This is a genomic window from Luteococcus sanguinis, from assembly GCF_039527675.1.
GTDB classification, from domain to species: domain Bacteria; phylum Actinomycetota; class Actinomycetes; order Propionibacteriales; family Propionibacteriaceae; genus Luteococcus; species Luteococcus sanguinis.
In genome coordinates this window covers 12,069-39,068 of sequence record NZ_BAAAKI010000024.1, presented here as the reverse complement: position 1 = coordinate 39,068, position 27,000 = coordinate 12,069, and the positions used below count along the sequence as shown (strand labels likewise).

The window sequence follows — 27,000 nt, the reverse complement described above, 5'->3', positions numbered from 1 at the left end:
GCGCGCTACTTCTTCTTGCGCGTGTTGCGGGTCTGCCGGACGGGCTGCTGGCGGTTGACCGTCTGCTGCTTCCCGTCCGCAGTCTTGCGGACGGTCTGGCGGTTGACGCCCTGGCGCTGCACGGTCGGCTTCGCGTCCGTGGTCTCGTCATCGACGAGCGTCGCCGCGGTCGCCCCACCGGTGGAGCCGGTGCTGACGCGACGCAGGCGCTTGGCGCGACGGTCGGCCTCGATCTTCTCGGGATCCTTGCCCTTGGCGCGCATGCGCTCCTGCCAGTCCACATAGGCCGGGGTGTTCGGCGTCGGGTTGTTGTGGATCAGGATGTACTGCTGGCCGAGCGTCCACAGGTTCGTGGTCATCCAGTAGATCAGCACGCCGATCGGGATGGCGACGCCGCCGAACAGGTACATGATCGGGAACATGTAGAGCATCATCTTCTGCTGCTGCGCCATGGGGCCGGTGAGGGCCTCCGGGGGCATGTTCTTCTGCATCAGCTGCAGCTGCTGGATGAACAGCACCGCGGTCATGGTGAGCATCAGCACCAGCGCCATGATCTGGGTGGCGCCGAAGCCCTGACCGAGCGGCAGGAAGCGGCCGGACAGGCTTGCGCCGAGGAAGTCTGCATTGCGCAGCGAGATGACCAGATCGGGATTGGTCTTGAAGAAGTGGCCGCGCACGATCGGGTCGGGGTTGTGGGCAATGCCCTCGAGCACCCGGAACAGCGCCAGGAAGATGGGCATCTGCAGCAGCAGCGGCAGGCACGAAGCAGCGGGGTTGACGCCCTCCTCGCGGTAGAGCTTCATCGTCTCCTGGCCGAGCCGCTCGCGGTCGTGGCCGTACTTGTCCTGCAGCGCCTTCGCCTTCGGCTGGATCAGCTGCATCGAGCGTGCCGAGTTGATCTGCTTCACGAACAGCGGGATCAGCAGGGTACGGATGACGACGGTCAGGGTGACGATGCTGAGCACCCACGTCAGGCCGGAGTCGGCGCCGAACAGCGGCGACCACAGCTTGTGGGCGAGGACGATGATGCCCGACACGGCCCAGTAGATGGGCTGCAGAATCGCGCTGATCATGTCGCGGAAGGCGCTGCCGAGACCGAACAGCAACAGGGGGGTCAACAGGTGCATGGGTCCACCTCGTGGGTATCTGGGGTGCCCGCAGGGTTCGCGGACGAGTTCTGGGTGCGGGCCTGTTCGGCCTGCGAGTACTGGGCCTGTTCCGCTTGCGAGCCCTGGGCCTGCTCCGCTTGCGAGCCCTGGGCCTGCTCCGCTTGCCAAGCAAGGGCCTCCTGAGTGCCGGGGACGGGGTCATAGCCGCCCAGCGACCAGGGATTGCAACGCAGGATCCTGGTGATGGTGAGCCAGCTGCCCTTGATCGCCCCGTGCTCCTGCAGGGCGCGCAGGCCATAGGCGCTGCAGCTGGGGTGGTACTTGCACACATCCCCGTAGAGCGGGGAGATGAGGGCACGCCAGAGCCGCACGAAGCCGATCAACAGGTACTTCACCCTGTCTCCTTGGCGTGTGGGCTGCCGCCCTGTGTGAGCCGGGCCATCGTCCGTGCCCAGGCCTCACTGAGGTCGGACGCCAGACGGTCGGGTTCGGACGCTGCCGGGGGCAGTGCCCGGACGACCACGATGGCATCGGGGCACTCGTCCAGCAACGGAATGACAAGATGCCGCAGGCGACGCTTGACCCGGTTGCGGGTGACGGCGTTGCCCACGGCCTTGGACACAACAAAGCCCACCCGGGTGGGGGGGCTTTGGCTGTGCCGTGCGTGCACGACAACGGTGGGTCTGGCCGTCCGCACGCCTCCGCGCATTGCGGCACGGAAGTCGGATGAGGACCTCATCCGATGCTGGACGGGCAGCACCCTCGGAGGTCAGGCAGACAGCTCGGAGCGGCCCTTGCGACGACGGGCAGCCAGAATGGCACGGCCGGCGCGGGTGCTCATGCGGGTGCGGAAACCATGCGTACGCGAACGACGACGGTTGCTCGGCTGGAAGGTGCGCTTGCTCACGGGGATTACTCCCTTTTTCTTCGTAGGTGGATCAGCAACGCCAGACCGACTGGCGCAGGGAAGTGCTTCGCCCACAGTAGGCGACCGTCCTACGATACGGGGATGCGTGCCAGTTCTCCAAACCGGCCCCGACAAGGCGTGATCTGACGCGAGTAATTACACCCATGTAGTCCAGACGACACGCCGTGCTGGCATGGAAAAGACGCCTGTTTGTTTGCCCATGGCCCCGTGGGACGAGTAATTTCGACATCACCCTCGGCGACGGTTGTCCACAGGCTGAGGGGAGTCGTTCCCTTGAGTGGGCCGATTCCGGCCGCCCCTCGCGGGGCGACCAGCTGGAATGACCGCACAGCCTGTGGAAAACTATGTGGACACTCGCCCGGCAGGGCACGGCATGAGACAGCACGGCATGAGACTTTCGCCCACACGGGCACGGCCCTCGACCTCCCCGGTCGGGATGACGGCCCGAGGGGACGATTGAGGTTGGCAGTGAGCGATCAGGCAGTGCGTCCCGCAGGAAGCCCGGACGATCCCGCCACGGCGCTGCGCAAGGGCTGGAAGCACGTCCAGGCGAATGCCGAGGGTCAGAACAAGGCCTGGCTGCGGTCCACCAGACCACTGACACTGCACGAGTCGACCGTCATGGTTGCCGTCCCGAATGAGTACACCCGCGAACGCATCGAGACGCGCATGCGCGGGACGATCGAGGAACAGCTCTCCGACTTCTTCCACAAGCAGATGCGGCTGGCCATCACCGTCGAGCCAGACCTCGAGCTCAACCTGGCCGAGCCGGAGACCGTCGAGGACGAGGAAGAGGTCGAGCCCGCACAGTTCGTCCCGAAGCAGGACGCGGAACGCCCCCGCCTGCAGGAGGTCGCACTGCCGCCTGCTCGAGTGAATGGGGACGACGGCGCCGACCGGCTGAACCCGAAGTACACCTTCGAGACCTTCGTCATCGGCTCGTCCAACCGCTTCGCGCACGCCGCTGCCGCAGCCGTCGCCGAAGCCCCCGGCAAGAGCTACAACCCGTTGATGATCTACGGGCAGTCAGGGCTGGGCAAGACCCACCTGCTGCACGCGATCGGCCACTATGCCCGCGCCTACTACGACCGGGTGCGGGTGAAGTACGTCAGCACCGAGGAACTCACCAACGACTTCATCAACGCCATCTCGGAGAACCGAACGGCGCAGTTCCGGCGCACCTACCGCGACGTGGACATCCTGCTGATCGACGACATCCAGTTCCTGGAGTCGAAGACGCAGACGCAGGAGGAGTTCTTCCACACCTTCAACACCCTGCACAACGCCCAGAAGCAGATCGTGATGACCTCCGACCGGCCGCCCAAAGCGCTGGAGCACCTGGAGGCGCGTCTTCGATCGCGCTTCGAGTGGGGCCTGATCACCGACATCCAGCCGCCGGACCTCGAGACCCGTATCGCCATCCTGAAGAAGAAGGCGGCCGCGGAGAGGCTCACCGCCGGGCCCGAGGTGCTCGAGTTCATCGCATCCAAGATCCAGACCAACATCCGCGAGCTGGAGGGCGCGCTGATCCGAGTCACCGCCTTCGCCTCCCTGCAGCGACAGGAAGTCGACCTGGAGCTCGCGCAGATCGTGCTGAAGGACCTGATCCCCGAGGGCACCGAGAATGAGGTCACCCCGCAGCTGATCATGAGTGAGACCGCCGCCTACTTCGGCATCACGATGGAGGAGCTGACCGGCGCCTCCCGCACGCACGTGCTCGTCACCGCCCGCCAGATCGCGATGTACCTGTGCCGCGAGCTGACCGACATGAGCCTGCCCAAGATCGGGCAGCTGTTCGGCGGCAAGGACCACACCACCGTCATGCACGCCGACCGCAAGATCCGCGAGATGCTGCGCGAGCGTCGCTCCGTCTACAACCAGGTCACCGAGCTCACCAACCGGATCAAGCAGAGCTGACCTGAACCCAGCGGGTCGCGCGCCCCGGGAGCGGCCGGTTCAGGCTACCCTGGTGGACTCGCTCAGCACCAGGTCCGCCAGCGGCACCGTCAGCATGTCATCCAGGGCGCGCGCGAAGACCGTGTGCATGTCCACGCTCGGGTCGTAGAGCCACTGCACCTGCAGGCCGTCCATCAGCGCCACCAGACGACGGGCCGCGCAGCCGGGGTCGATGCCCTCGCGCAGGTGGCCCTCGCGTCCGATCTCCTCGAGGTTGTGGGTGAGGCCGGCCACCACGTCGCGGTGACGGCGGGTGAAGTGGTCGTGCGCCGGATGGCCCGGATCGGTCGCCTCGGCCGAGAGCTGGGTGAACAGCTCGACGATGGTCCGACGCTCAGCATTGGCCGCGATCAGGTCGAGCAGCCGACCCAGTCCGGTCGCCGGTGGCAGCCCGATCATGCTGAAGCGGACGAGGTCCTCCTCGTCCCGCCGCGCGAGGACCGCCAGCAGCAGGTCTTCCTTGGAGTTGAAGTGGTACAGCAGGCCCGGGTGCGTGATGCCGACGCGGGTCGCGATGTCGCGCAGGGAGGTGCTGCGGTAACCCACCTCACCGAACAGTTTCACCGCTGCGTCCATGATCTGCGTCCGGCGCCGGTCGCCCTTCGGGCTCAGCTCGTGCGTCACAGCACACCTCCATCTGGGTCGGGGCCCCCGATCAGCGTCCAGTATTCACGACGCCGTCGCCGAACCACACGCTCATCACGCGCGGCGGGGTGGCGAAGGCACCGAACTTCCCCCTTGCGGACGCCATCGGCAGCCGTCCGGGGCCTGTGGATGACAGGTCTTCCAGCTGTGGACAGCCGTGGACGGTGGACGGCGGGCTGGGGACGGGCTGTGGGAAGACCATGCCGACCCTCTGCTCCATCCACAGCCCGCATCGATGCCTGTGGACGACGTCCACAGCCTGTCCCAAGGGCCAACATGCCGCTGACCAGCGCAGATGCCGGTTCTCCACAGAACCCACAGAAGTGAAGACGATGAAGAAGTGACATACATATGAATGCTCTTCAAAGTCAGGCGCCCTCCCCAGTGTGGAAAAGGGTCGATGGGAAGCGCCAGGACAGGACGCCAACGACCCACCGTCACCCTCACCCGAGGCTGCAGACTTGTCGTCCGACGATGGTGGCCCTGCCACTGGGTGCAATATGATGCCAGCGCGATCGTCGACACCTCCCGGACCAGCCCAAATGGTGCGATTCACCCGTCGACGACGAGACCTGTGAAGGGGACGCCGTGAAGATTCGCCTGGACCGCGACGTGATGGCCGAGGCCGTTGCCTGGGCTGCGCGCAGCCTGCCCACCCGCCCGAGCGTCCCGATCCTGGCCGGCCTGCTGATCAAGGCCGACGCCCAGGGCGTCACACTGTCGAGCTTCGACTACGAGACCTCCGCCCAGATCCACGTCAAGGCCGAGGTGATGGAACAGGGTGAGGCGCTGGTGTCGGGCCGCCTGCTCGCCGACATCGCGCGCTCGCTCCCCTCGCGTCCGGTGGAGCTGACCAGCGACGAGTCGAAGATGGAGCTGGTCTGTGGATCTGCCCGCTTCACCCTGCAGACGCTGCCGGTCGCGGACTACCCGAACCTGCCCGACATGCCCGCCGCCACCGGCGTCGTGACCTCGGAGGACTTCGCGAAGGCCGTCAGCCAGGTCGTCGTCGCGGCCGGACGTGACGAGCTGCTGCCCGTGTTCACCGGCGTGCGCGTCGAGATCGAGGGCGAGACCCTCTCGCTGCTGGCCACCGACCGCTACCGGATGGCGCTCAAGGAGCTGCCCTGGAAGCCCGCCAACTCCCAGGCCCAGGGCGCCGCGCTGGTGCCGGCGAAGGTGCTCGCGGAGACCAGCAAGTCGATGGTCTCGGGCGAGAACGTGACGATGAGCCTGTCGAATGCCACCGCCGGCGACGGCCTGATGGGCTTCGAGGGAGAGGGCACCGGCGGCACCCGCCAGATCACCACCCGCCTGCTGGACGGTGAGTTCCCCAAGGTGCGTCACCTGATGGCGATCCAGCCGAATGTCTCGGTGCGCGTGAACACGGCCGACTTGGTTGCCTCCCTGAAGCGCATCGCGCTGGTGGCCGAGCGCAACACCCCGCTGCGGATGCAGATCAACGAGAACGACGTCGTGCTCTCGGCCGCCACGGGCGACCAGGCGCAGGGCACCGAGGCCATCGAGGCCGTGATCGAGAACCACGCTGGCGGGGAGCCGACGATCACCGCGGCCGGCTTCAACCCGCACTACCTCTCGGACGCCCTGAGCGCGATCGATGCCCCCTACGCGCACTTCTCGTTCACCGCCAACGGCAAGCCCTGCCTGGTGACGGGCCTGGCCGACCTGGACGCGGAGCCGTTGCCCGACTACAAGCACGTCATCATGCTGATGCGCCTGCCCAACTGATCGCACGATCCCCATCACGATCCCGAGCTTGTCGAGGGGCCCGAGGTCTCGTCCCATTGTGGGGCGGGACCTTTTCGGTGCCAGAAGCCTCCTTGTGGGTCGCTCGGACCGCGCCTAGAGTGACATTGCTCACACGGGGGTGGTGCACTCCCGTCCGCCACTGACGATGGAGTCAACGATGACCCTGTACCCCGCGCCCGGAAGCTCCGAGAGCAAGATCACCGTCGCCGAGAGATACGGCCACTACATCAACAACGAGTGGGTCGACCCCATCAAGGGCGAGTACTTCGACAACCCAACCCCGGTCACCGGCCAGGTCTTCACGCGCGTCGCCCGTGGTACCGCGGAGGACATCGAGAAGGCGCTGGACGCTGCGCATGCCGCCGCCCCCGCCTGGGGCAAGACCTCGGCCGCTGATCGCGCGAACGTCCTGCTGAAGATTGCTGACCGGATGGAGCAGCACCTCGAGGAGATCGCCGTCTTCGAGACCTGGGACAACGGCAAGGCGGTCCGCGAGACCCTCAACGCCGACATCCCGCTGGCGATCGACCACTTCCGCTACTTCGCCGGCTGTCTGCGGGCCCAGGAGGGTTCGCTCAGCCAGATCGATGACACCACCGTGGCCTACCACTTCCACGAGCCGCTGGGCGTGGTCGGGCAGATCATCCCCTGGAACTTCCCGATCCTGATGGCCGTGTGGAAGCTGGCCCCGGCCCTGGCGGCCGGCAATGCCGTCGTCCTCAAGCCCGCCGAGCAGACCCCGTGGAGCATCCTCAAGCTGTTCGAGATCATCGGTGACCTGCTGCCCGCAGGCGTCGTGAACATCGTCAACGGCTTCGGCGTCGAGGCGGGCAAGCCGCTCGCCTCGTCCCCGCGGATCTCCAAGATCGCCTTCACCGGCGAGACCACCACGGGCCGGCTGATCATGCAGTACGCCAGCCAGAACCTTATTCCGGTCACCCTGGAGCTCGGCGGCAAGAGCCCCAACATCTTCTTCGAGGACGTTGCGGAGACCGACGACGCCTTCTACGACAAGGCGCTCGAGGGCTTCGCGATGTTCGCGCTCAACCAGGGCGAGGTCTGCACCTGCCCGAGCCGCGCGCTGGTGCAGAAGAGCATCTACGACACGTTCGTCCCGGCCGGCATCAAGCGCGTCGAGGCGATCAAGCAGGGCAACCCGCTCGACACCGACACGATGATGGGTGCCCAGGCCAGCAACGACCAGCTCGAGAAGATCATGAGCTACCTCAAGATCGGACGCGAGGAGGGCGCGAAGGTGCTCACCGGCGGCGACAAGGCCGAACTGGGTGGCGACCTGAACGGTGGCTTCTACATCCAGCCGACGATCTTCGAGGGCAACAACTCGATGCGCATCTTCCAGGAGGAGATCTTCGGCCCCGTCGTCGCGCTCACCAGCTTCGCCGACGACGCCGAGGCGATGCAGATTGCCAACGACACCATCTACGGCCTGGGTGCCGGCCTGTGGACGCGTCACATGCACCGCGCCTACACGATCGGACGGGCGATCCAGGCCGGACGTGTCTGGACCAACTGCTACCACCAGTACCCCGCCCACGCCGCCTTCGGTGGCTACAAGCAGTCGGGCATCGGCCGCGAGAACCACAAGATGATGCTCGACCACTACCAGCAGACCAAGAACCTGCTCGTCAGCTACTCCCCCGACAAGTTGGGCTTCTTCTGATGGACCCCGACCCACGCACGATCCCCGAACCGAGTTCAACGCTCCCCGAGCCTGTCGCGGGATCACCGGAGGCGTGCAGCCCGTCCACCGAAGCCTGGTGGACGGAGTTGCCCGCCCCCGAGCCCTCCCGGGTGGGGCTCACCCAGGAGGCGGCGGATCTGCTCGTCCGGCTGGTCGATCGGCACGGACCGGTGATCTTCCACCAGTCCGGCGGCTGCTGCGATGGGTCGGCGCCGATGTGTTATCCACAGGGCGACCTGATTCTTGGGGATGCGGACGTCCACCTGGGTGACGTGCACGTCCCGGGCTTGTCGGAGACGGTGCCGGTCTACATCTCGCGCGCGCAGTTCCCGGCGTGGAGCCACACCCACCTGACGATCGACGCGGTGCCCGGGCGAGGGTCCGGGTTCAGCCTGGAGTCACCCGAGGGCCTGCGCTTCCTGACCCGCTCGCGGCTGTTGCGGGAGAGCGAAGCTGGCTTGTGAATCCATTAGGGGCCGGCCCTGCATCATTGGGGAAACTCGGTTCCACTGGTGGTAGGTGGGTTTCCCCAATGATTCGACGTGACCTCAGCGAGGCAGGGCCAAGCCCATCACCCGGGCATTCGGGAGCGCCGCCAGCTCGGCGCCGTCCACCAGCAGCTTGCTGCTCCGCACACCGCCGCCAATCACCACCGGACCCGCGGCGACGACCGCCTCGTCCACCAGGATCGTCCAGTCGTCCGGCAGCCCGACGGGTGTGATCCCGCCCTGGGTCATGCCGGTGCGCTGTTCCGCGTCGGACTGGTCGGCGAAGGAGAGCTTGCGCACGTCGAGCGCCTTGCGGACGGTCTTGTTGATGTCGGCCCGGTCGACGGCCAGCACCATCACCGCGGCGTAGCGGATGTCCTCGCCCCGGCGTCCGACCACGACCACGCAGTTGGCGCTGGCCCCGGGTGCGACGTCGTAGGCCTCGCAGAAGGCGGCGGTGTCCGCCAGGGCCGGGTCCACCTTTGCCACCCGCGCTCCCGGCACCCTTGCGGCCGCCGCTGCCACCGGGGCAGCGACGAGATCCAGCGAATCGGTGAGCGAGGTCCAGGTCAGGTTTCCTTCGGGGGTTGCCATGACCTTGACGGTACCCAGTCGGTCAGGCACGCGGCCATCATCCACCCAGCTGCACCCGTGGGAGCTGCTGATGCCCGCGGGCAGCGCCCCGTCCTCACCACGTCCGAGGGGCTCATCAGCTCGCTGGCGGCATCGAAGTCCAGCAGCGGTGGACAGGCGCCACCTGCACCGCCCATTCCCGTGCTGGGTCGAGGTCGGCGGACTTCATCGTCCTCGTAGCGGGCCTGGACGAGCTGAAAGTGCGCTGCCAGCGGTAACCCGGCCCCCTGTTGCGCGGGCGGCGAACTGCGCGCCGCGTTGCCCCGGGGCGCAATACGCTCATTGACGTACAGCGGTCTCCCCATGAAAGGGCTCCACCATGCAGATCGGACTCGTCGGCCTGGGCAAGATGGGCGGCAACATGCGCGAGCGCATCCGCCGCGCCGGCCACACCGTGATCGGATACGACGTCAACCCCGAGGTCTCGGACGCGTCCTCGCTGGAGGACATGGTCAACCAGCTCGGCGACAGCCCCAAGGTCGTCTGGGTGATGCTCCCGATCAAGTTCGTGGACGACACGATCGAGCAGCTGGGCGACCTGCTGCAGGCCGGTGACGTCGTCATCGACGGCGGCAACTCCAAGTGGAGCAACGACAAGCCCCACGCCGCGCAGCTCGCGCAGAAGGGCATCAACTTCCTGGACGCCGGTGTCTCCGGCGGCATCTGGGGTCTGCAGAACGGCTACGCGCTGATGGTCGGCGGCCCCGCCGAGGCCGTCGCGATAGTCCAGCCCATCTTCGACGCGCTGAAGCCCGAAGGTGAGTACGGCTTCGTCCACGCCGGTGACCACGGCGCCGGACACTTCGCGAAGATGGTGCACAACGGCATCGAGTACGCGCTGATGCAGGCCTACGCCGAGGGCTGGGAGCTGCTCGAGAAGGCCGAGATGATCAACGACGTCCCGGCCACCTTCAAGAGCTGGAAGGAAGGCACGGTCATTCGTTCCTGGCTGCTTGACCTGATGGTGGACGCGCTGGACAAGGACCCGCACCTGGACGCCATCGACGACATCGCCGAGGACTCCGGCGAGGGTCGCTGGACCGTCAACGCGGCCGTCGACCTCGGCGTCCCGGTGCCGACCATCGCGGCCTCGCTGTTCGCGCGCTTCGTCTCCCAGCAGGAGGACAAGCCGGCGATGAAGATGATCGCGGCCATGCGCAACGAGTTCGGCGGCCACGCCGTGGTCACCGCTGCCGACGGCCACGCAGCCAAGACCCCCGGCAAGCCGGTCCGTGCGGGCGAGGGTGGCAACCCCGTCATCAACTCCGACATGAAGACGATCGGCCAGGCGAAGGACCCGAACGCCACCACCGAGAACCACTGATCGCCAAACCGTCCAGGCCGACGGCCCCCGGTGCATGCCGGGGGCTGCCGCGCGTCCACGCATAGACTCCCTGCGTGTTCGTCACCCACCTGAGCCTCGTCGACTGGCGCTGTTATGCGTCCGCGGAGGTGCCGATCGGGCCGGGCGTGACGATCTTCGTCGGGCAGAACGGGCAGGGAAAGACCAACCTCGTCGAGGCCGTGGAGTACCTGGCGTCGATGGGATCGCACCGCGTCTCCTCCGAGGCGCCTCTGGTGCGCGCCGGGGCAGGGCAGGCGATCGTCCGGGGGCGGGTGCAGGCCTCCGTCGAGGACGACCGCAAGCTGCTGCTCGAGATCGAGGTCAACCCCGGCAAGGCCAACCGTGCCCGGATCAACCGCAATGCGCTGCCGCGGGCGCGGGAGATCTGCGGGGTGCTGCGGTCAGTGGTGTTCAGCCCCGAGGATCTGGCGATCGTCAAGGGCGACCCGGCCGACCGGCGCGCCTTCCTCGACCAGCTCGTGATCACCCGCTGGCCCCGGATGGCCGGCGTGAAGAGCGACTACGACCGCGTGCTCAAACAACGCAACACCCTGCTGAAGTCACTTGCTGGCAAGGGGTCGCGGTCCGTGGACGAGTCTGATCTCATCACCCTGGAGGTCTGGGACGAGCACCTGGCGCGCGTCGGCGCGGAGTTGCTGAGCGCCCGCCTGGACACCCTGGCCGAGCTGATGCCACGCGCCAGCGAGGCCTATGCGTCCATCGCGCCGACCAACAATGTCGCCACCGCCGAGTACAAGACCTCGCTGGACATCACCCCCGGCGCGGCGGAGGAACCCGGACGAGAGTTCCTCGAGCGCCGGTTGCGCGAGGCGATGCTCGATCGTCGCAAGGACGAACTGGTGCGCGGGGTCTCGCTGGTGGGTCCGCACCGCGACGACGCCACCTTGTTCATCGGTGAGCTGCCCGCCAAGGGATATGCCTCCCACGGTGAGTGCTGGTCGCTGGCGCTGGCCTTGCGCCTGGGCAGTTTCCACCTGCTGCGCGCCGACGGGATCGAACCCGTGCTGGTACTGGACGACGTCTTCGCAGAGCTCGACGCCACCCGGCGGTTGCGGCTGGCCGAGTCGGTTCGCGGGGCCGACCAGGTGCTGGTGACCGCGGCCGTCCCCACCGACGTGCCAGAGCTGCTGACCACCGACCCCAAGACCGGTCAGCCGACCGGGCGTCGCTTCCGCGTCCGGGCCGGGACGGTCGTCCCTGCCGGTGTGGACGGAGAACCGCTGGAACCAGATCCCGACGAGGACGAGGAAACCAAACCAGCGCCGCAGCCTGTGGACAAGCGTCCGGAGGCTGTGGATGAGCGTCCGGAGGCTGTGGATGAGTGAGCCCTGGGACGCCGAACCGCCGACCTGGGACGAGGAACCGAGCGAACCCACCGAGGAGGAGCGCGAGATCGCGGCCGCACACGACCCGCTCGGGCTGGACCTGGCCAGCCAGATCGCCCGCGGGACGATGTCGATGCTGCCCCCACCCCGGGGCGTGCGGGCGAAGCCGAAGCGTCGGCGCCGTCCGGTCGACCCGGACGTCCGCTCCGGTTCGGGGCCCGACGCCCGCGACCCACAACTGCTCGGCGCCGCCCTCGACCACCTGATGCGTGACCGCGGCTGGGCCAAGGAGGTCAGCCTGCGCCTGCTGCTGGACCGCTGGCCTGCGCTGGTCGGGCCGACGAATGCCGCGCACTCCCACCCCGAGGCCTATGCCGACACGGTGTTGACCATCCGCACCGACGCCACGGTGTGGTCGACCTCGCTGCGCACCCTGGCGCCCTCGCTGGTGGCCAAGCTGAACAAGGAACTGGGCGAGGGAACCGTCACCCGCATCCAGGTGCTCGGCCCCAATGCCCCCAGCTGGAACCACGGGCCCCGGTCCGTGCGCGACGGTCGCGGACCCCGCGACACCTACGGCTAGGCCCGGGCGGATTGGTGGGTACGGGTGTCGGAACGGCTCACAGAGGCTCTGACGGGCCGGGGCCCGAAGGGGACCACGGATCAGGGCCAACTGGGCCGTCCACGAGGCCACCGCGGGGCTTTGAAGGGTATTCGTGGGCCCGCGACACCCCTCCAGGCTGGGGTGACCCGGTGCTTTGCGGTAGAATTCTGGAGGTTGGGCACCTGCCCAGCCCCCGATCGACCAAGGAGCGCAACCGGTGAGCGACGCCATCATCACTGAGGACGCCTACGACGAGCTCGACCCCGCCCTCGGCGAGGGCGACACCGAACGATTGGAAGGGCTCCAGGCCACGTCCAACATCTCGGTCGCCGAGGGTGCCTACGACGCTGGCCAGATCCAGGTGCTCGAGGGCCTTGAGGCCGTCCGCAAGCGTCCCGGCATGTACATCGGCTCGACCGGTGAGCGCGGCCTGCACCACCTGGTCTACGAGATCGTCGACAACTCCGTCGATGAGGCACTGGCTGGCTACGGCGACCGGATCGACGTGAAGATCCTCGCCGACGGCGGTGTCTCCGTGGAGGACCACGGGCGTGGTTTCCCGGTGAAGATGCACCCCACCGAGAAGAAGCCCGCCGTCACCGTCGCCCTGACCGTGCTGCACGCCGGCGGCAAGTTCGGCGACGGCGGCTACAAGGTTTCCGGCGGCCTGCACGGCGTCGGCTCCTCGGTCGTGAACGCGCTGTCGGAGAAGTTCAGCGTCGAGGTGAAGCGCGACGGTTACCGCTGGGAGCAGACCTTCCACCTGGGCGTCCCCGAGTACGACCTCAAGCAGCTCGAGGCCACCGACGAGACCGGCACCAAGGTCACCTTCTGGGCCTCGAAGGAGATCTTCGAGACCACCAACTACTCCTACGAGACCCTGGCCACGCGATTCCGCGAGATGGCCTTCCTCAACAAGGGCCTCGAGCTCACCCTCACCGACGAGCGTCCCGAGCACGTCGACGCCGAGGGTGACCAGCTGCACGACTCGTTCAGATACGACGACGGCCTGGTCGACTACGTGAAGTTCATCAACGGCACTCGCGAGCCGATCCACCCGACCGTGATCAATGTCGAGGCCCACCTGCCCGAGCAGGGGATGGGCGTGGAGATCGCGCTGCAGTGGAACACCTCCTACACCACCTCGGTGCACACCTTCGCCAATACGATCAACACCATCGAAGGTGGCACCCACGAGGAGGGCTTCCGCGCCGCGTTGACCAACACGGTCAACAAGTGGGGCGAGACCTGGGGCATGATCAAGAAGCGCGAAGACCGTGTCTCCGGCGACGACATCCGCGAGGGCCTCACCGCGATCATCTCGATCATGCTCGCCGAGCCCCAGTTCGAGGGCCAGACCAAGACCAAGCTCGGCAACACCGAGGCAAAGAGCTTCGTCCAGCGCGTCGTCAACGACAAGCTCTCCGACTGGTTCGAGGAGCACCCGGTCGAGGGCAAGGACATCGTCCGCAAGTCGCAGGCCGCCGCCACCGCCCGCATCGCCGCCCGCAAGGCGCGCGAGATGGCACGTAGCCGCAAGGGCCTGCTCGGACGGGGATCGCTGCCCGGCAAGCTGGCCGACTGCTCGTCCAACAACCCGCTCGAGTGCGAGGTCTTCATCGTCGAGGGCGACTCCGCCGGTGGTTCGGCCAAGGGTGGGCGCGACCCGCGCACGCAGGCGATCCTGCCGATCCGCGGCAAGATCCTGAACGTCGAGAAGGCCCGGTTGGACAAGATCCTGCAGAACAAGGAGGTCGAGGCGATCATCAATGCGCTCGGCACCGGCGTGCAGGACGAGTTCGACATCGACAAGCTTCGCTACCACAAGATCGTCCTGATGGCCGACGCCGACGTCGACGGCGCGCATATCCGCACCCTGCTGCTGACGCTGCTGTTCCGGTTCATGCCGCAGCTGCTCGAACAGGGGAAGGTCTACCTCGCCCAGCCGCCGCTGTTCCGCATCCGCTGGACCAATTCGCCGCACGAGCTGGCCTACAACGACGCCGAGCGCGACGCCCTGCGCGACGAGGGCCTGGCCAGCGGCAAGAAGCTGCCGACGGTCAACCCGATCCAGCGCTACAAGGGCCTCGGTGAGATGGACGCCTCCGACCTGTGGGACACCACGATGGATCCGGACGGACGCATCCTGCTGCAGGTCACCCTCGATGACGCCGCTCGAGCCGACCAGATGTTCTCGATCCTGATGGGCGAGGACGTCGAACAGCGCCGCAACTTCATCCAGCGCAATGCCAAGGACGTCCGCTTCCTGGACATCTAGTCCCGCGCCCCTTCGGGGCGAGGGGGGACGACCCCCCTTGCACCCCCCGCGGCACTCGCGCGCACCGCTCCTCGCAGGCTCGGAGCCGCGCTCGTGTCAGGAAGAGACCGGGGTGGGCATCGACAGACAACGGAATTGCTCCCCAGGCGGGGAGACCAGCGAACTTCACAGAACACGCAACTGACAAGGGACAACACGCATGAGTGAGACCCCCCAGGGGCCCGAGGGCACCGATCCGGCCGATGACGTCCTTGGTGACGCCGCGCCCGCAACCGGAGACGTCGTCAGCACCGTTGACGACATCGAGGCGCCCAACCACGGGCGCACCGAGCCGATCGACCTGAACGACGAGATCCAGAAGTCCTACCTGGACTACGCGATGAGCGTCATCGTCGGCCGGGCACTGCCCGACGTCCGCGACGGCCTCAAGCCCGTCCACCGTCGCGTCCTGTACGCGATGTACGACGGCGGCTACCGCCCCGACCGCGGCTGGAACAAGTGCTCCCGCGTCGTCGGCGAGGTGATGGGCCTGTACCACCCGCATGGTGACTCGGCGATCTACGACACCCTGGTGCGCCTCGCGCAGCCCTGGGTGATGCGCCACCCGCTGGTCCAGGGCCAGGGCAACTTCGGCTCCCCGGGCAACGACCCCGCCGCCGCCATGCGATACACCGAGTGCCGGATGGCGCCGCTGGCGATGGAGATGGTGCGCGAGATCGACCAGGACACCGTCGACTTCCGCCCCAACTACGACAACCGCGAGATGGAGCCGGTCGTGCTGCCGGCCCGCTTCCCGAACCTGCTGGTCAACGGCTCGACGGGCATCGCGGTCGGCATGGCCACCAACATCCCCACGCACAACCTGCGCGAGGTCAACGACGCCGCACAGTGGGCACTGGCCCACCCTGATGCCTCCCCCGAGGAGCTGCTCGAGGCCTGCATGGAGAGCATCAAGGGCCCCGATTTCCCGCTCGGCGCCACGATCGTCGGCCGCAACGGCATCGAGGACGCCTACCGCACCGGCCGCGGCTCGGTGACCATGCGCGCGATCATCGAGATCGAAGAGGACAAGAACGGACGCACCCTGCTGGTGGCCAAGGAGCTGCCGTACATGTGCAACCCCGACAACCTGGCCGAGAAGATCGCCGACCTGGTCAACGCCGGCAAGATCAACGGCATCGCCGACCTGCGCGACGAGTCGTCCGCCCGTGCCGGCCAGCGCCTGGTCATCGTCCTCAAGCGCGACGCCCAGCCGCGCGTGGTGATGAACAACCTGTACAAGCACACCCAGCTGCAGGACACCTTCGGCTGCAACATGCTGGCTCTGGTGGACGAGGTGCCGCGCACACTGCGCCTGGACCAGTTCATCTCCTACTGGGTCAAGCACCAGGTCGAGGTCATCCAGCGCCGCACCCGCTGGCAGCTGGCCAAGGCCGAGGCCGATGCCCACATGCTGCGCGGACTGGTCAAGGCCCTCGACCGGCTGGACGAGGTGATCGCGCTGATCCGTTCGTCGCGCACCGCCGAGGCCGCCCGCGACGGGCTGATGCAGCTGCTCTCGATCGACGAGAAGCAGGCCACCTACATCCTCGACCAGCAGCTGCGCCGCCTGGCGGCGATGGAGATCGAGAAGATCCGCGCCCGTCTGGCCGAGATCGAGGCCCACATCGCCGACCTCGAAGACATCCTCGCCAACGAGACCCGCCAGCGCGAGATCATCGCCGCGGAGCTGCAGGAGATCACCGACAAGTACGGAAACGAGCGTCGTACCAAGATCATCGCCGCTGACGGCGACTTCTCAGACGAGGACTTCATCCCCGACGAGGACGTGGTGGTCACCATCACCCACGGCGGCTACGCCAAGCGCACCAAGAGCGACCAGTACCGCGTCCAGAAGCGCGGCGGCAAGGGCGTGAAGGGGGCGACGCTGCGCTCCGACGACGAGATGGCGCACCTGTTCACCACCACCAACCACCACTGGGTGCTCTTCTTCACCACCCGCGGCCGGGTCTACCGGATCAAGGCCTGGCAGCTGCCCGAGGGCGGACGCGACGCGAAGGGCGGCCACGTGGCCGGCCTGCTCAGTTTCCTGCCCGACGAGAAGATCGCCCAGGTGCTGACCCTGCGCTCCTACTCCGACGCCAGTCACCTGCTGCTCGCCACCCGTCGTGGCCTGGTCAAGAAGACCGAGCTCTCGGCCTACGACTCGACCCGCCAGGCCGGCGTCATCGCGATCAACTTCCGCGAGGACGACGACGAGCTGATCGGCGCCGCCCTGTGCAGCGCCGAGGACGACGTGCTGCTGATTTCCCGAAAGGGCCAGGCGATCCGGTTCGGCGCCGGTGACGACCAGCTGCGCCCCATGGGTCGCGCAACCTCCGGTGTGACCGGCATGAAGTTCCGCGAGGGGGACGAGCTGTTGAGCATGGCCGTCATCAACGCGGACATGCCCGAGGACGACCGCTACGTGTTCACCGTCACCGACGGTGGCTTCGCCAAACGCACCGCCGTGAGCGAGTACCGCCAGCAGGGCCGCGGTGGCCTGGGCATCAAGGCCATGAAGCTCAACGAGGACCGGGGGCAACTGGTTGGTGGTCTGGTGGTCAGCGAGAGCGACGAGGTGATCGCCATCAAGACCTCCGGCCAGATCACCCGCTCGTCCGTGGCCGAGGTCGCAGTCAAGGGACGCGACACGATGGGGGTGAAGTTCGTCGGCGTCCGCGGTGACGACACGGTGCTCCAGATCGCCCTCAACCCCGAGCACAACGAGCCCGAGCCCACCGATGAGGAGCCGGCTGGCGAGGTTGGCGGGGCCGAGGCAACCGAGACCGAGCAGGATTCGCCCGTCGAGTCGGCACCCGAGGGCGCCGTTGATCCCGCTACGGTTGAGGACGAACAGGCCACGGACGACGTGACCGAGGACGACCAGGAGGAATCCGGTGAGTGACCCCACTGAGGCGGCAACGACCGGCGCCAAGGCGGCGACAGGCGAGGACTCGGCCTCCGTTGCCACCGAGACCTCGTCCTTCGGCTCGGCCGTGAGCCGGGCCCGCGCGAAGATGGCGCAGACGGCCGCCGGGGTCGGCACCGCCGCCAGCGCCGTTGGCGCCAAGGTGTCAGACAAGGTCTCCGATGCTCTCACCGACGACGACGACCCGCACGACGTCGCCCACACTGGTGCCGGCGCGGTCACCGGTGCCGGCGCGGCCACCGGAGCCAGCGTGGGTGCCGGACGGATGCCGTCGATCACCCGGCGCACCCGCAAGGCCCGGCTGCGGCTGGCCCGGCTGGACCCCTGGTCGGTGATGAAGACGATGTTCCTGTTCTCCATCGCGGGCGCCATCATCATGTTCGTCGCCACCTGGATCGTCTGGGGCCTGGTCAATGCGTCCGGGGTCTTCGACTCCATCAACAATGCCGTCAATGAATTGCTGGCCTCTCCCGGTGCGCAGAACAGCTTCCGGCTGGACGACTACATCAACGGCCGACGCCTGCTCGGATTCACCGCCCTGATCGGTGCCATCAACGTGGTGCTGCTCACCGCCCTCGCGACGCTGTTCAGCTGGTTGTACAACCTGGCGGCATCGGTGATGGGTGGGTTGGAGGTCACGCTCGCCGAGGACTGAGTTCTTGGTCGTGGTTCCGTGGCCGAGGGCTCCCTCGGCCAGCTCCAACAACACGGCTCGGGAGCGCGGGTCGCCCGATTTGAGCGCGCGGCGCCACCTGCGGTAGAGTTCCACGTCGTTGCCAGTTCGCTCGCAACGAAGTGCGGGCCTATAGCTCAGTCGGTTAGAGCGCTGCCCTGATAAGGCAGAGGTCACTGGTTCAAGTCCAGTTAGGCCCACAGTCAAGAAGAACCCCGGTCATCGACCGGGGTTCTTCTGCGTCTGGGACGTTGTCCGCAGCGCTCAGCGGGCGAGCTGGAAGGCGTCCTTGAAGCTCAACCGGCCCTGCGTCTGCAGCAACGCCCGGCGGTAGATCCGTTCCCCGACCAGGATCGTCAACGCCGCGAACACCAGGTTGATCAGCAGCGCGAGCACCGGCTCCCACCAGGCGAGGCCGCCAGCGACGATCCGGGCGGGCATCAGCACCGAGCTGACGATCGGCACATAGCTCAGGATCACCCGCCAGGTGCCGGTGGCGAGGAAGCCAGCCATGTAGGGGATCATCAACATCCAGATCAGCGGCTGGGAGGTCTGCTGCAGGTCCTCGTTGCGGGTTCCCATCGCCCCGGCGGCGGCCCAGATGCACGCCAACGCAAGGAAGCCAGCCAGGAAGAAGACGAGGAACCACGCCACGGCACCAGCCATCCCGGTGAACATGTCGCCCAACTGGGTGAAGCTGGCACCGACCAGTCCGACGACCGAGAGCAGCACCATCTGCCCCATCGCGAGCACGGTGTTGCCGATCACCTTGCCGGCCAACAACTGCCGCACCGGGATCGCGGCGGTCAGGATCTCCACGATCCGTGACTGCTTCTCCTCGATCACCGATTGCGCGATCTGCATGCCGTAGGTAAGGGCCGACATCATGAACAACATCCCGAAGACGAAGCCGAGCACGCGGCTGGCCATCACCTGGTCCTGCGAGCTCTGCAGCAACTTCGTCTGCACGACGCTGCGCGACATCACCGTCGGCAGGTCGGTGCCGGCCTTGTCGGCCAGCGCGGTCAGCTCATTGGTCTGGAGCACCTGCTGGGTGGTCGCAAGCAGGGTGTCGTTCGGTTCCCGCTTGAAGGTCAGCTGCCAAGCGCCGGACGCGTCCTTGGCGAGCAACGCGTCCACGTCCCCATCCAGCAGCATCTTCTCGGCAGCGGCCACGTCGGCGACCTGCTGGGGGACGACGTGGGTCTTCTCGCCCGCGTTCCGGCCGACCTCCTGCGCCAGGGTCATGCCGGCCTGGTCGGTGACGGCGAGGTCGACGCTCGTCGTCCGGTCGGAGAGGAAACCGCCCAACAGGGACGCGACGATGACCAGCACCAGCGTGCTCAGCGTCCCCAGGATGAAGGTCTTGTCGGTGAGCTTCACCAACATCTCGCGCATGGCGACGATGCGCCAGGCATTCCTCGTGGTCATGCCGTCACCTCTCGGTAGATCTCCGACAGGCTGGGGCGCAGCCTGCCCAACTCGTACACCTCGCCGCGACGCAGCGCCTCCTCCAGCAGTGCCCGCTGGGCGCCCTCCTCGAGGAACTCGACGATCGCGGTGTGCCCCGCGACGTCGTCCACCTGCACCCCGCGCAGGTCACGCACCCAGCCGACGTCCGTGCTGGCCACCAGGCGGTGTCGCAGACGTCCACGTCCTTCCAGATCGGCCTTCGAACCGTTGGCGACCACACGTCCCCGGGACAGGATCACCAACCCGTCGCAGAGCCGGTCGATCAGTTCCAGCTGGTGGGAGCTGAACAGCACGGGGATGCCGTCGGACGCGCGGGCGCGCAGCAAATCGGCCATCTCGTCGATCGCCGCGGGGTCGAGTCCGCTGAAGGGTTCGTCCAGGATCAGGCAGGTCGGGTTGGCCATCACGGCGGCGGCGATCTGGACGCGCTGCTGGTTGCCCAGCGACAGCTTCTCCAGCTTGTCCTTGGTGCGCTCACCCAGACCGAAGCGGGTCAGGATGTCGACTGCTTCCAAACGCGCGTCGGAAGTTGTGGCCCCCTTGAGCCGGGCCAAGTAGACGAGCTGGTCGAGGATCGGCTGCTTGGGGTACAGGCCGCGTTCCTCGGGCATGTAGCCGAAGTGGGAGCGGTCCTCCATGGTGGCGGGGTGTCCGTCCCAGCGGACCTCGCCGGCGTCGGGCGCCAACAGCCCCATCACCATCCGCATCGTGGTGGTCTTGCCGGCACCATTGCCTCCGACGAAACCGATCATCTGGCCGCGCGGCACCTCGAACGAGATGTCGTCGGCGGCCACATTGTCGCCGTAACGGCGGGTGAGGTTTCTGACCTCGAGCATCGAGCCTCCCTTTTCGAGCTGGTTCCAGCCAACCAGCGCCGAGGGTCCAAGGGATCAGCCGGGGGACGGAGCTTGCCACCTCCGCCGTCAGATGGAGATGGGGGACGGGAGAGCCTCGCCCCCGGACTGGGTGGACTTTCTGCCGACCACAGCAGTTTCGCCACCCAATGCGTGGCCACGGGCGAGTCCGGACTGGGGAACCAGCTCCCAACCACGGGAGAACCGCTGGTGTGAGGGGAGGGCCGGGCGGCGGTCCCTGCGCCCCACCCTCGACCAAGGGGGCAACAGATCAACCAGCCAACCCAGCCCGGTGGGCCCAGACCACCGCCTGCACCCGGTCACGCAGGCCCAACTTGGCCAGCAGGTTCGACACGTGCGTCTTCACCGTCGCCTCGCCGACGAACAGCTGGGCCGCGATCTCGGCATTGCTCAAACCCTCGGCGACCAGCGCCAACACCTCACGCTCGCGCTCGGTGAGATCGGGAACGTGCACCTGACCGGCGGCCGCGACATGGGCGCCGGGTGCCACGGTCTCCTGCTGGGACGGGCTCATCCGGGCGATCACGCGGCGGGTGACCTCCGGTGACAGCAGGCCATGGCCGTTCGCGGCGCAGTGGATCGCCTCCACCAGTCGGTCGGGTTCGACATTCTTGAGCAGGAACCCCGAGGCTCCGGCGCCCAGCGCGTCGAAGAGATAGTCGTCCCGGTCGAAGGTGGTCAGCACGACGACCCGGGAGAGGTCCTCGCCGACGATGGCCCGGGTCGCCTCGATCCCGTCCATCACGGGCATCTGGACGTCCATCAACGTCACGTCCGGGCGCTCCCGGCGGGCGAGTTCGACGGCCTCCTCACCGTTCGCGGCGGCGCCCACCACCTGGATGTCGTCCTCGACCGCCAAGATCATCTGGAAACCCGTGCGCACCAATGGCTGGTCGTCCACCAGCAACACCGTGACCATGGCCTGCCCCCCTCACACCTGCGTCACCCCTCACACCTGCGTCAACGGGAACCGTACCCGGACGCGGTACCCCCCGGTCACCCGCGGGCCGATCTCGCTCTCGCCGCCGTGGGAGGTGACGCGTTCGCGCATCCCCAGCAGCCCCAGGCCTGAGCCCGAGGTGCCGCCGCGCGGACGCCCCTCGTCGAGCACCTCGACCTCGGCATGGCGACTCCCCTCGACCCGAACCACCACCTGGGCCCGGTGGGCCGTGGAATGCCGGCGGACGTTCGTCAGCGCCTCCTGGACCGTCCGGAAGAGGGACAACTGCACGGGCAGCGGAAGCTGCGCGGCAGCCCCTTGAGGGTGCTCCACCAGCTGCAGGTCGGTCTCGAAACCCTCGGCCCGCAACTGGTCGACCAGCTTCGGCAGCTGGTCAAGGGTGGGCTGGGGGTCGCGTCCAGACCCACCGACGCTGCTCTCGTGCCCGCCTGCCTCGGTCGCACCACGCAGGGCACCCAACAGCTGGCGCATCTGGGTGACAGCCGTGCGTGAGGATTGCTCCACATGACCCAGCGCCTCGGTGGCCCGCTCCGGATCCTTGGTGATCAAGCGGCGGGCGCCCGCGGCCTGGATCCCCATCACCGACACATGGTGCGCGACGACGTCGTGCAGTTCGCGGGCGATCCGCAGGCGCTCGTCCACGACGGCCTGTTCGCGCAGGCCAGCGGCCTGCGTGGAGATGAGTTCCGCCTGCTCCGCCAACCGGGCCTCGCCGCTTGCCTGCCGCCAGGCCACTTGGCCCATGGCGAGGGAACCCAGCAGGAAGAGGGCATTGACGAAGGCGGTGAACAGGACATAGGCGGTGACCGGTGGCAGGAAGCCGCCACGGGCCATGCCGTAGGCCTCGCGGGCACGGGAGATGCCCTGTCCGACGGCGAAGTCCCAGCCCAGCCACACCGTGAAGCCCAGCGCCAGCGCCAACACCAGTACGGCCACCACCCTTCGGTCGGCTGCCCACGCCACGCCGGAGTAGAGCAGGAAGAAGACGACCATCTGGTAGGTCATCGTGTAGCCCACCTCGGGCACCCACGAGGAGGCCGCGAAGAAGTGCGCGAAGACGAGCGCCGTGACCGTCAACGGCCAGCGCCGCCGCAGCACGACGAGCATCGACACGGTGCCCAGCGCCAGGTACTCGACCCAGTGGGGCCGCGCGCCTTCGAAATCGGCGAAGGAACGCATCAGTTCCAGCGTCGTTGTCAGGCCCAGCGCCACCAAGACCCCGGTGACGATATCCGCGCGCGCCAACGAGGGGCGCGGGCGCACCCACCCGTCGGCCCCGCCAAACCACTCCAACCAGCTCACGGGAGCAAACATTATGGTCAGGTATGGGCCGCCACCTCCGTCTGGAGGGGGAATCCACGCGGGGGAAGGTGCTTCGTGGACTGTTGACCCAATGGTGGATGGCACATGGCGGGACTCCACTGTCAGGAGGCACAATGTCTGTGTGAGCAAGGTATTGATCGTGGAGGACTCCGAGGTGATCCGCGCCTCAGTCGTGTCAGCGCTGCGCTCGCAGGGCCATCTCGCCCACGCGCTGGCCGATGGCATCCAGCTGGAACGGGCGATCACCGCCAACCAGCCCGACCTCGTCATCCTCGACGTGATGCTGCCCGGTGGCCGGGATGGTTTCGAGCTGTTGGGCGTGGTGCGCAAGCTGTCGCGCGCCGGCGTGTTGATGCTCACCGCCCGCGACGAGATGACCGATCGAATCCGCGGCCTCTCCCAAGGTGCGGACGACTACCTCGCCAAACCCTTCGCCATGGTCGAGCTGATGGCCCGGGTGGAGGCGATCCTGCGCCGCACCGGGGCGGTGGGTAGCTCGGTGACGATCGGTGACATGACGATCGGTGACGACGCCGCGATCGTCACCCGTGGTGGCGCCACTGTCGACCTGACCGAGACCGAGCGCCGGCTGTTGGCCCAGCTGGCCCGCCACCCCGACCGTGTCGTCTCCAAGACCCAGTTGCTGACGGCAGTGTGGGGCTATGACGGCTACGACGAGAACATCGTCGAGGTTCACATCTCCAGCCTCCGGCGTCGGCTGGAGGCGCACGGCCCGCGCTTGATCCACACCGTGCGCGGCCGAGGCTACCGGTTGGGCATCTCGTAGATGATCGGTACCCGGTCCATCCGGGCGCGAGTTCTGGGCGCCATGTTCGTCGTCCTGTTCGTCAACCTGCTGACGGTCGGGATCATCGTCGACGCCCTGTTCATGAACCGCCAGAGCCAGGCACTGGACGATTCACTCGACCGTTCCGCGTCGTATGTCCTGGACAAGGCGCGGACGGCCACCGACGCAGAGGCGCTGATGGCCGACGTCGAGCCGACGATCCGTTTCGGTGGCAGCGATGACGTCTTCGTCGAGATCACCCTCGCCGACGGCCGCACCATGGGTCACCCGCCCGAGCAGGACGCTCGTACCGTCGTCGAGATCCTCGACACCACGCAGCCGGCCCTGCAGGGAGCCACGGTGGAGGTCTGGACGACCACCGCCGAACTCGACGGCACCAGACGCTCACTGGACACCACGTTGATGATCGTCGGCATCATCGGGCTGGCTGGGGCTTCCCTGCTGACGATCGCGATCACAGACGTGGCCCTGAAGCCGCTGCAGACGATGGTGGAGCGTGCCAACCGCATCGCCGACGGTGAGCGGGGACTGCGGATGGCCTCGCCGGTGACGACCACCGAGGTGGGTGCCACCGCGGCCGCCATCGATGAGATGCTCGACGCTCTGGAGGGCGCCGAGATCCGCGCCCGGTCAGCCGAGGAGCAGGCCCGTGCGTCGGCCGAGCAGACCAAGAGCTTCCTCTCGGACGCGGCCCACGAGCTGAAGACCCCGCTCGCGGGCATCAAGGCGGCGGCCGAGTCGATCATCCAGTTGCCGGAGGATGCGGTGGAGGAGCGCGAACAGCTCTCCTACCTGCTGGCGCGCGAGGCGCATCGGGGCGGTGAACTGGTGAACTCCCTGCTGGAGGCGGCCCGCGTCGACGCCGGCCCGGAGCTGCGCCCCGAGACCCTAGACCTGGCGGACCTTGCCTCAGCCGAGGGCCGACGCATGTCGCTGACGATGCCGCGGTTGCGCTTCCTCGTCCGCGGACCTGACCTGCTGGTGAAGGGCGACCGGCAGGGCATCACCTCGGTGCTGCGCAACCTGGTCGACAATGCCGCACGGGCTGCTGGACCCGAGGGGACCGTGGTGGTGGATCTGTCCAGCCGCGTCGACCCGATCGCCGAGCAGGAGATGGCCGTGGTGCGCGTCGTCGATTCGGGCCCCGGTATCGCCCCGGACGACCGCGAGCGTGTCTTCGACCGCTTGGTGCGGCTGGCGGCCACGGCCTCTACCACGAAGGGATCCGGCCTGGGACTTCCGATCGCCCGTGGTTATGCCCGAGCCCACGGCGGGGACGTGGTGTGCCTGGACGCGACCGGTTTCGAGCTTCCCCGCGACGAGGACGGTGACATCCCGCCCACGGGTGCCGTCTTCGAGTTCTTCCTGCCGCGTGCCATGCCCGCCACCGTGAACGAGGTCTCACCGGTCGAGGCGAGTGTGGGGGCGGCGGAACATCCGGAGACATCCGCCCGCTACGCCGAAACCGGGGTCTGAGCGCACGTCCGCGAAAGTCCTGGGAACTTTGCCGACCCTGCCGACGACTACTGGGTGACCAGTGTCCCCGTCCGGAAGCGACCCGATGTTCACCCTGACCGCGATCCCCGTGAAGTTCGTCTCACTGCTCGTCCTCTTCCTCTTCTCCACGCTGTGGGAGTCACGGGCGCTGGCGACAGCCAAGGGAGCGGGACGGGTCTCCCACGGCCTGCACCTGCTGATGGCGCTGGTCATGCTGGTGATGGTGCCGCGCTCGGTCTGGCGTCCGCTGGTGAAGGTGGTGCCGCTGTGGGTCTTCATCGCGTTGATGGCGATCGGCGTCGTGTGGTTCGCGTGGCGCGCGATCCAGGCCAAGCCGGGCCACCGAGCCCATGCCGCCGGTTGCACGCTGATGTTCGCAGCTATGGTCTGGCACCTGGTCGGCATGTCGATCATGATGCACTCCATGGCCTCGATTCCTGTCGGCTCGTCCATGAGCCCGATGCCCTCGATGCCGGCCATGGCGTCGATGGGTGCCACCCCGTCCGCGTCAGCCACCGCAGCCCATGGCATGCACCACTCCTCGGCGATGGCCAGCGGCCACTCCAGCGCCTGGTGGATCGCCGTCGTCGGCCTCCCGCTGATGGCGTGGCTGCTGTGGGCCGGTCTGTCCGCGCTGGTGCGGGCGATCCGTTCGTCCGTCAACCGCCCGTCCGACCTGAACGACTTCGCCATGAACTTCGGCATGTTCTGGATGTCAACCGGCCTGATGGTGACGCTGATCCCGGCCTTCGCCCACCTTTCCTTCTGAGCTTGTCGGTCCGGTCAACCACCTTGCCCGAGCACTCTGGCCAACCAGTCGGCGAGCGCCACGAAAGCAACTTCGCGGGGCGCTGAATCCCTTTCGCCCCGAACACCGACCCGCTTGGCTGGAGGGATGAAGAAGGTATTGCTTGTCCTGACCAGCGCCGACGACATGTCGGGGCACCCCACCGGTTACACGCTCAGCGAGGCCGCAGACCCGTGGAAGGTCTTCCGCGACGCTGGCCACGCCGTCGACTTCGCGTCCATCACGGGCGGCACCCCGCCGATCGACCCGAACAGCGAGCGCGACGAGATCACCGAGCTCTACGAGAACGACGCCACCGTCCAGGCCGGGCTGCGCAACACGGCCAAGATCGAGTTCGTCGAGGCCGACCAGTACGACGCGATCTACCTGGTCGGCGGACACGGGACGATGGTCGACTTCCGCGGCAACCCGCACCTGCAGCGCCTCGTCCGAGAGGTCTTCGAGACCGACGGTGTGGTCTCGGCCGTCTGCCACGGCCCGTCCGGCCTGCTGGACGTCGAGCTGACCAACGGCCTGCGGATCGTCGAGGGACGCAAGGTCTCGGCCTTCACCGACTCCGAGGAAGCCGCGATCGGCCTCAGCGACGCCGTCCCCTTCCTGCTCTCCAGCGAGTTGGAGGCCCAAGGCGCCGAGCTGGTCGCCGCCCGCGAGGACTTCGAGGAGGCCGTGAGCGTCGACGGCAACCTGGTCACCGGCCAGAACCCTGCTTCCGCTGCTGGCGTCGCCAAGGAGGTCGTCAAGATCCTGACGACGCTCGTCCGCGCCGAGAAGGCCGAACAGGCCGAGGCCGCCGAGGAACTGCGCGCC

General features: G+C 67.5%; 25 protein-coding genes and 1 tRNA gene. 15 read left to right on the top strand and 11 right to left on the bottom strand.

What is annotated here, in order from left to right:
• Positions 1-5: 5 nt before the first annotated feature.
• The 4 genes from yidC to rpmH are packed head-to-tail and all read right to left on the bottom strand — an operon-like array spanning position 6 to position 2,016.
• Complete coding sequence (gene yidC, locus ABD089_RS12535; protein ID WP_343886858.1) at positions 6-1,121, bottom strand: membrane protein insertase YidC; 1,116 nt, start codon at positions 1,119-1,121, stop codon at positions 6-8.
• Entirely contained in the window at positions 1,115-1,504 is a 390-nt protein-coding gene (gene yidD / locus ABD089_RS12530) for a membrane protein insertion efficiency factor YidD (protein ID WP_343886769.1), read from the bottom strand. Before yidD ends, yidC begins: the two co-directional genes overlap by 7 nt.
• Positions 1,501-1,869: a ribonuclease P protein component gene (gene rnpA, locus ABD089_RS12525; protein ID WP_343886768.1), complete on the bottom strand. Its 369-nt coding sequence runs from the start codon at positions 1,867-1,869 to the stop codon at positions 1,501-1,503. The genes yidD and rnpA overlap by 4 nt, the downstream gene beginning before the upstream one ends.
• A 9-nt stretch (positions 1,870-1,878) precedes the next feature.
• Positions 1,879-2,016: a 50S ribosomal protein L34 gene (rpmH, locus tag ABD089_RS12520; protein ID WP_343886767.1), complete on the bottom strand. Its 138-nt coding sequence runs from the start codon at positions 2,014-2,016 to the stop codon at positions 1,879-1,881.
• Positions 2,017-2,505: 489 nt separating this feature from the next.
• Here rpmH and dnaA point away from each other — a divergent pair, with 489 nt between their 5' ends.
• Positions 2,506-3,954, top strand: coding sequence for a chromosomal replication initiator protein DnaA (gene dnaA, locus ABD089_RS12515; RefSeq protein WP_343886766.1), 1,449 nt, complete (start codon positions 2,506-2,508; stop codon positions 3,952-3,954).
• Positions 3,955-3,993: 39 nt separating this feature from the next.
• Here dnaA and ABD089_RS12510 read toward each other — a convergent pair whose 3' ends face one another.
• Positions 3,994-4,617, bottom strand: coding sequence for a TetR/AcrR family transcriptional regulator (locus ABD089_RS12510; RefSeq protein WP_343886764.1), 624 nt, complete (start codon positions 4,615-4,617; stop codon positions 3,994-3,996).
• 31 nt (positions 4,618-4,648) lie between these two features.
• Positions 4,649-4,840 carry a hypothetical protein gene (locus ABD089_RS12505; RefSeq protein WP_343886763.1) on the bottom strand — a complete coding sequence of 64 codons (192 nt, stop codon included), beginning with the start codon at positions 4,838-4,840 and terminating at the stop codon, positions 4,649-4,651.
• A gap of 386 nt (positions 4,841-5,226) precedes the next feature.
• Here ABD089_RS12505 and dnaN point away from each other — a divergent pair, with 386 nt between their 5' ends.
• From dnaN to ABD089_RS12490, 3 genes are all read left to right on the top strand, one after another.
• Positions 5,227-6,387, top strand: coding sequence for a DNA polymerase III subunit beta (gene dnaN / locus ABD089_RS12500; protein WP_343886762.1), 1,161 nt, complete (start codon positions 5,227-5,229; stop codon positions 6,385-6,387).
• Positions 6,388-6,565: 178 nt separating this feature from the next.
• On the top strand, positions 6,566-8,089 hold the full coding sequence (gene exaC, locus ABD089_RS12495; RefSeq protein ID WP_343886761.1) for an acetaldehyde dehydrogenase ExaC: 1,524 nt from the start codon (positions 6,566-6,568) through the stop codon (positions 8,087-8,089).
• On the top strand, positions 8,089-8,574 hold the full coding sequence (locus tag ABD089_RS12490) for a DUF779 domain-containing protein (RefSeq protein ID WP_343886760.1): 486 nt from the start codon (positions 8,089-8,091) through the stop codon (positions 8,572-8,574). Before exaC ends, ABD089_RS12490 begins: the two co-directional genes overlap by 1 nt.
• 84 nt (positions 8,575-8,658) lie before the next feature.
• On the opposite strand, the gene ABD089_RS12485 is transcribed toward ABD089_RS12490, so the two are convergent.
• Positions 8,659-9,192: a YbaK/EbsC family protein gene (locus tag ABD089_RS12485; RefSeq protein WP_343886759.1), complete on the bottom strand. Its 534-nt coding sequence runs from the start codon at positions 9,190-9,192 to the stop codon at positions 8,659-8,661.
• A 358-nt stretch (positions 9,193-9,550) separates the two neighbouring features.
• Here ABD089_RS12485 and gnd point away from each other — a divergent pair, with 358 nt between their 5' ends.
• The 7 genes from gnd (at position 9,551) to ABD089_RS12450 (ending at position 18,648) form a co-directional block, all read left to right on the top strand.
• Positions 9,551-10,555 (top strand): phosphogluconate dehydrogenase (NAD(+)-dependent, decarboxylating), encoded by a 1,005-nt coding sequence (gene gnd / locus ABD089_RS12480; RefSeq protein WP_343886758.1) that lies wholly within the window; start codon positions 9,551-9,553, stop codon positions 10,553-10,555.
• A gap of 74 nt (positions 10,556-10,629) precedes the next feature.
• Complete coding sequence (gene recF / locus ABD089_RS12475; protein WP_343886757.1) at positions 10,630-11,922, top strand: DNA replication/repair protein RecF; 1,293 nt, start codon at positions 10,630-10,632, stop codon at positions 11,920-11,922.
• Positions 11,915-12,505, top strand: coding sequence for a DciA family protein (locus ABD089_RS12470; protein WP_343886756.1), 591 nt, complete (start codon positions 11,915-11,917; stop codon positions 12,503-12,505). Before recF ends, ABD089_RS12470 begins: the two co-directional genes overlap by 8 nt.
• A 313-nt stretch (positions 12,506-12,818) precedes the next feature.
• The gene (gene gyrB, locus ABD089_RS12465) at positions 12,819-14,804 is read left to right on the top strand and encodes a DNA topoisomerase (ATP-hydrolyzing) subunit B (protein ID WP_343886857.1); all 1,986 of its coding nucleotides are present in this window, start codon (positions 12,819-12,821) and stop codon (positions 14,802-14,804) included.
• Positions 14,805-15,003: 199 nt separating this feature from the next.
• Positions 15,004-17,751: a DNA gyrase subunit A gene (gene gyrA, locus ABD089_RS12460; protein ID WP_343886755.1), complete on the top strand. Its 2,748-nt coding sequence runs from the start codon at positions 15,004-15,006 to the stop codon at positions 17,749-17,751.
• Entirely contained in the window at positions 17,744-18,430 is a 687-nt protein-coding gene (locus tag ABD089_RS12455) for a DUF3566 domain-containing protein (RefSeq protein ID WP_343886754.1), read from the top strand. Before gyrA ends, ABD089_RS12455 begins: the two co-directional genes overlap by 8 nt.
• A 144-nt stretch (positions 18,431-18,574) precedes the next feature.
• A tRNA-Ile gene (locus ABD089_RS12450) sits at positions 18,575-18,648 on the top strand.
• A 64-nt stretch (positions 18,649-18,712) separates the two neighbouring features.
• Here ABD089_RS12450 and ABD089_RS12445 read toward each other — a convergent pair.
• From ABD089_RS12445 to ABD089_RS12430, 4 genes are all read right to left on the bottom strand, one after another.
• Complete coding sequence (locus ABD089_RS12445) at positions 18,713-19,879, bottom strand: ABC transporter permease (RefSeq protein ID WP_343886753.1); 1,167 nt, start codon at positions 19,877-19,879, stop codon at positions 18,713-18,715.
• Complete coding sequence (locus tag ABD089_RS12440; RefSeq protein WP_343886752.1) at positions 19,876-20,757, bottom strand: ABC transporter ATP-binding protein; 882 nt, start codon at positions 20,755-20,757, stop codon at positions 19,876-19,878. The genes ABD089_RS12445 and ABD089_RS12440 overlap by 4 nt, the downstream gene beginning before the upstream one ends.
• 289 nt (positions 20,758-21,046) lie before the next feature.
• Positions 21,047-21,715 carry a response regulator gene (locus ABD089_RS12435; protein WP_343886751.1) on the bottom strand — a complete coding sequence of 223 codons (669 nt, stop codon included), beginning with the start codon at positions 21,713-21,715 and terminating at the stop codon, positions 21,047-21,049.
• Positions 21,716-21,745: 30 nt separating this feature from the next.
• Positions 21,746-23,059, bottom strand: a complete 1,314-nt coding sequence (locus ABD089_RS12430; protein WP_343886750.1) for a sensor histidine kinase — start codon at positions 23,057-23,059, stop codon at positions 21,746-21,748.
• A gap of 142 nt (positions 23,060-23,201) precedes the next feature.
• On the opposite strand from ABD089_RS12430, the gene ABD089_RS12425 reads away from it, so the two are divergent.
• The 4 genes from ABD089_RS12425 to ABD089_RS12410 all read left to right on the top strand — a co-directional run.
• Complete coding sequence (locus ABD089_RS12425; RefSeq protein ID WP_343886749.1) at positions 23,202-23,867, top strand: response regulator transcription factor; 666 nt, start codon at positions 23,202-23,204, stop codon at positions 23,865-23,867.
• The gene (locus ABD089_RS12420) at positions 23,868-25,364 is read left to right on the top strand and encodes a HAMP domain-containing sensor histidine kinase (protein ID WP_343886748.1); all 1,497 of its coding nucleotides are present in this window, start codon (positions 23,868-23,870) and stop codon (positions 25,362-25,364) included.
• An 85-nt stretch (positions 25,365-25,449) separates the two neighbouring features.
• A complete protein-coding gene (locus ABD089_RS12415; protein WP_343886747.1) occupies positions 25,450-26,154 on the top strand; it encodes a DUF5134 domain-containing protein in 705 nt (234 codons plus the stop codon).
• Positions 26,155-26,280: 126 nt separating this feature from the next.
• The coding region (locus tag ABD089_RS12410; protein WP_343886746.1) for a type 1 glutamine amidotransferase domain-containing protein at positions 26,281-27,000 on the top strand (720 nt) is incomplete at its 3' end.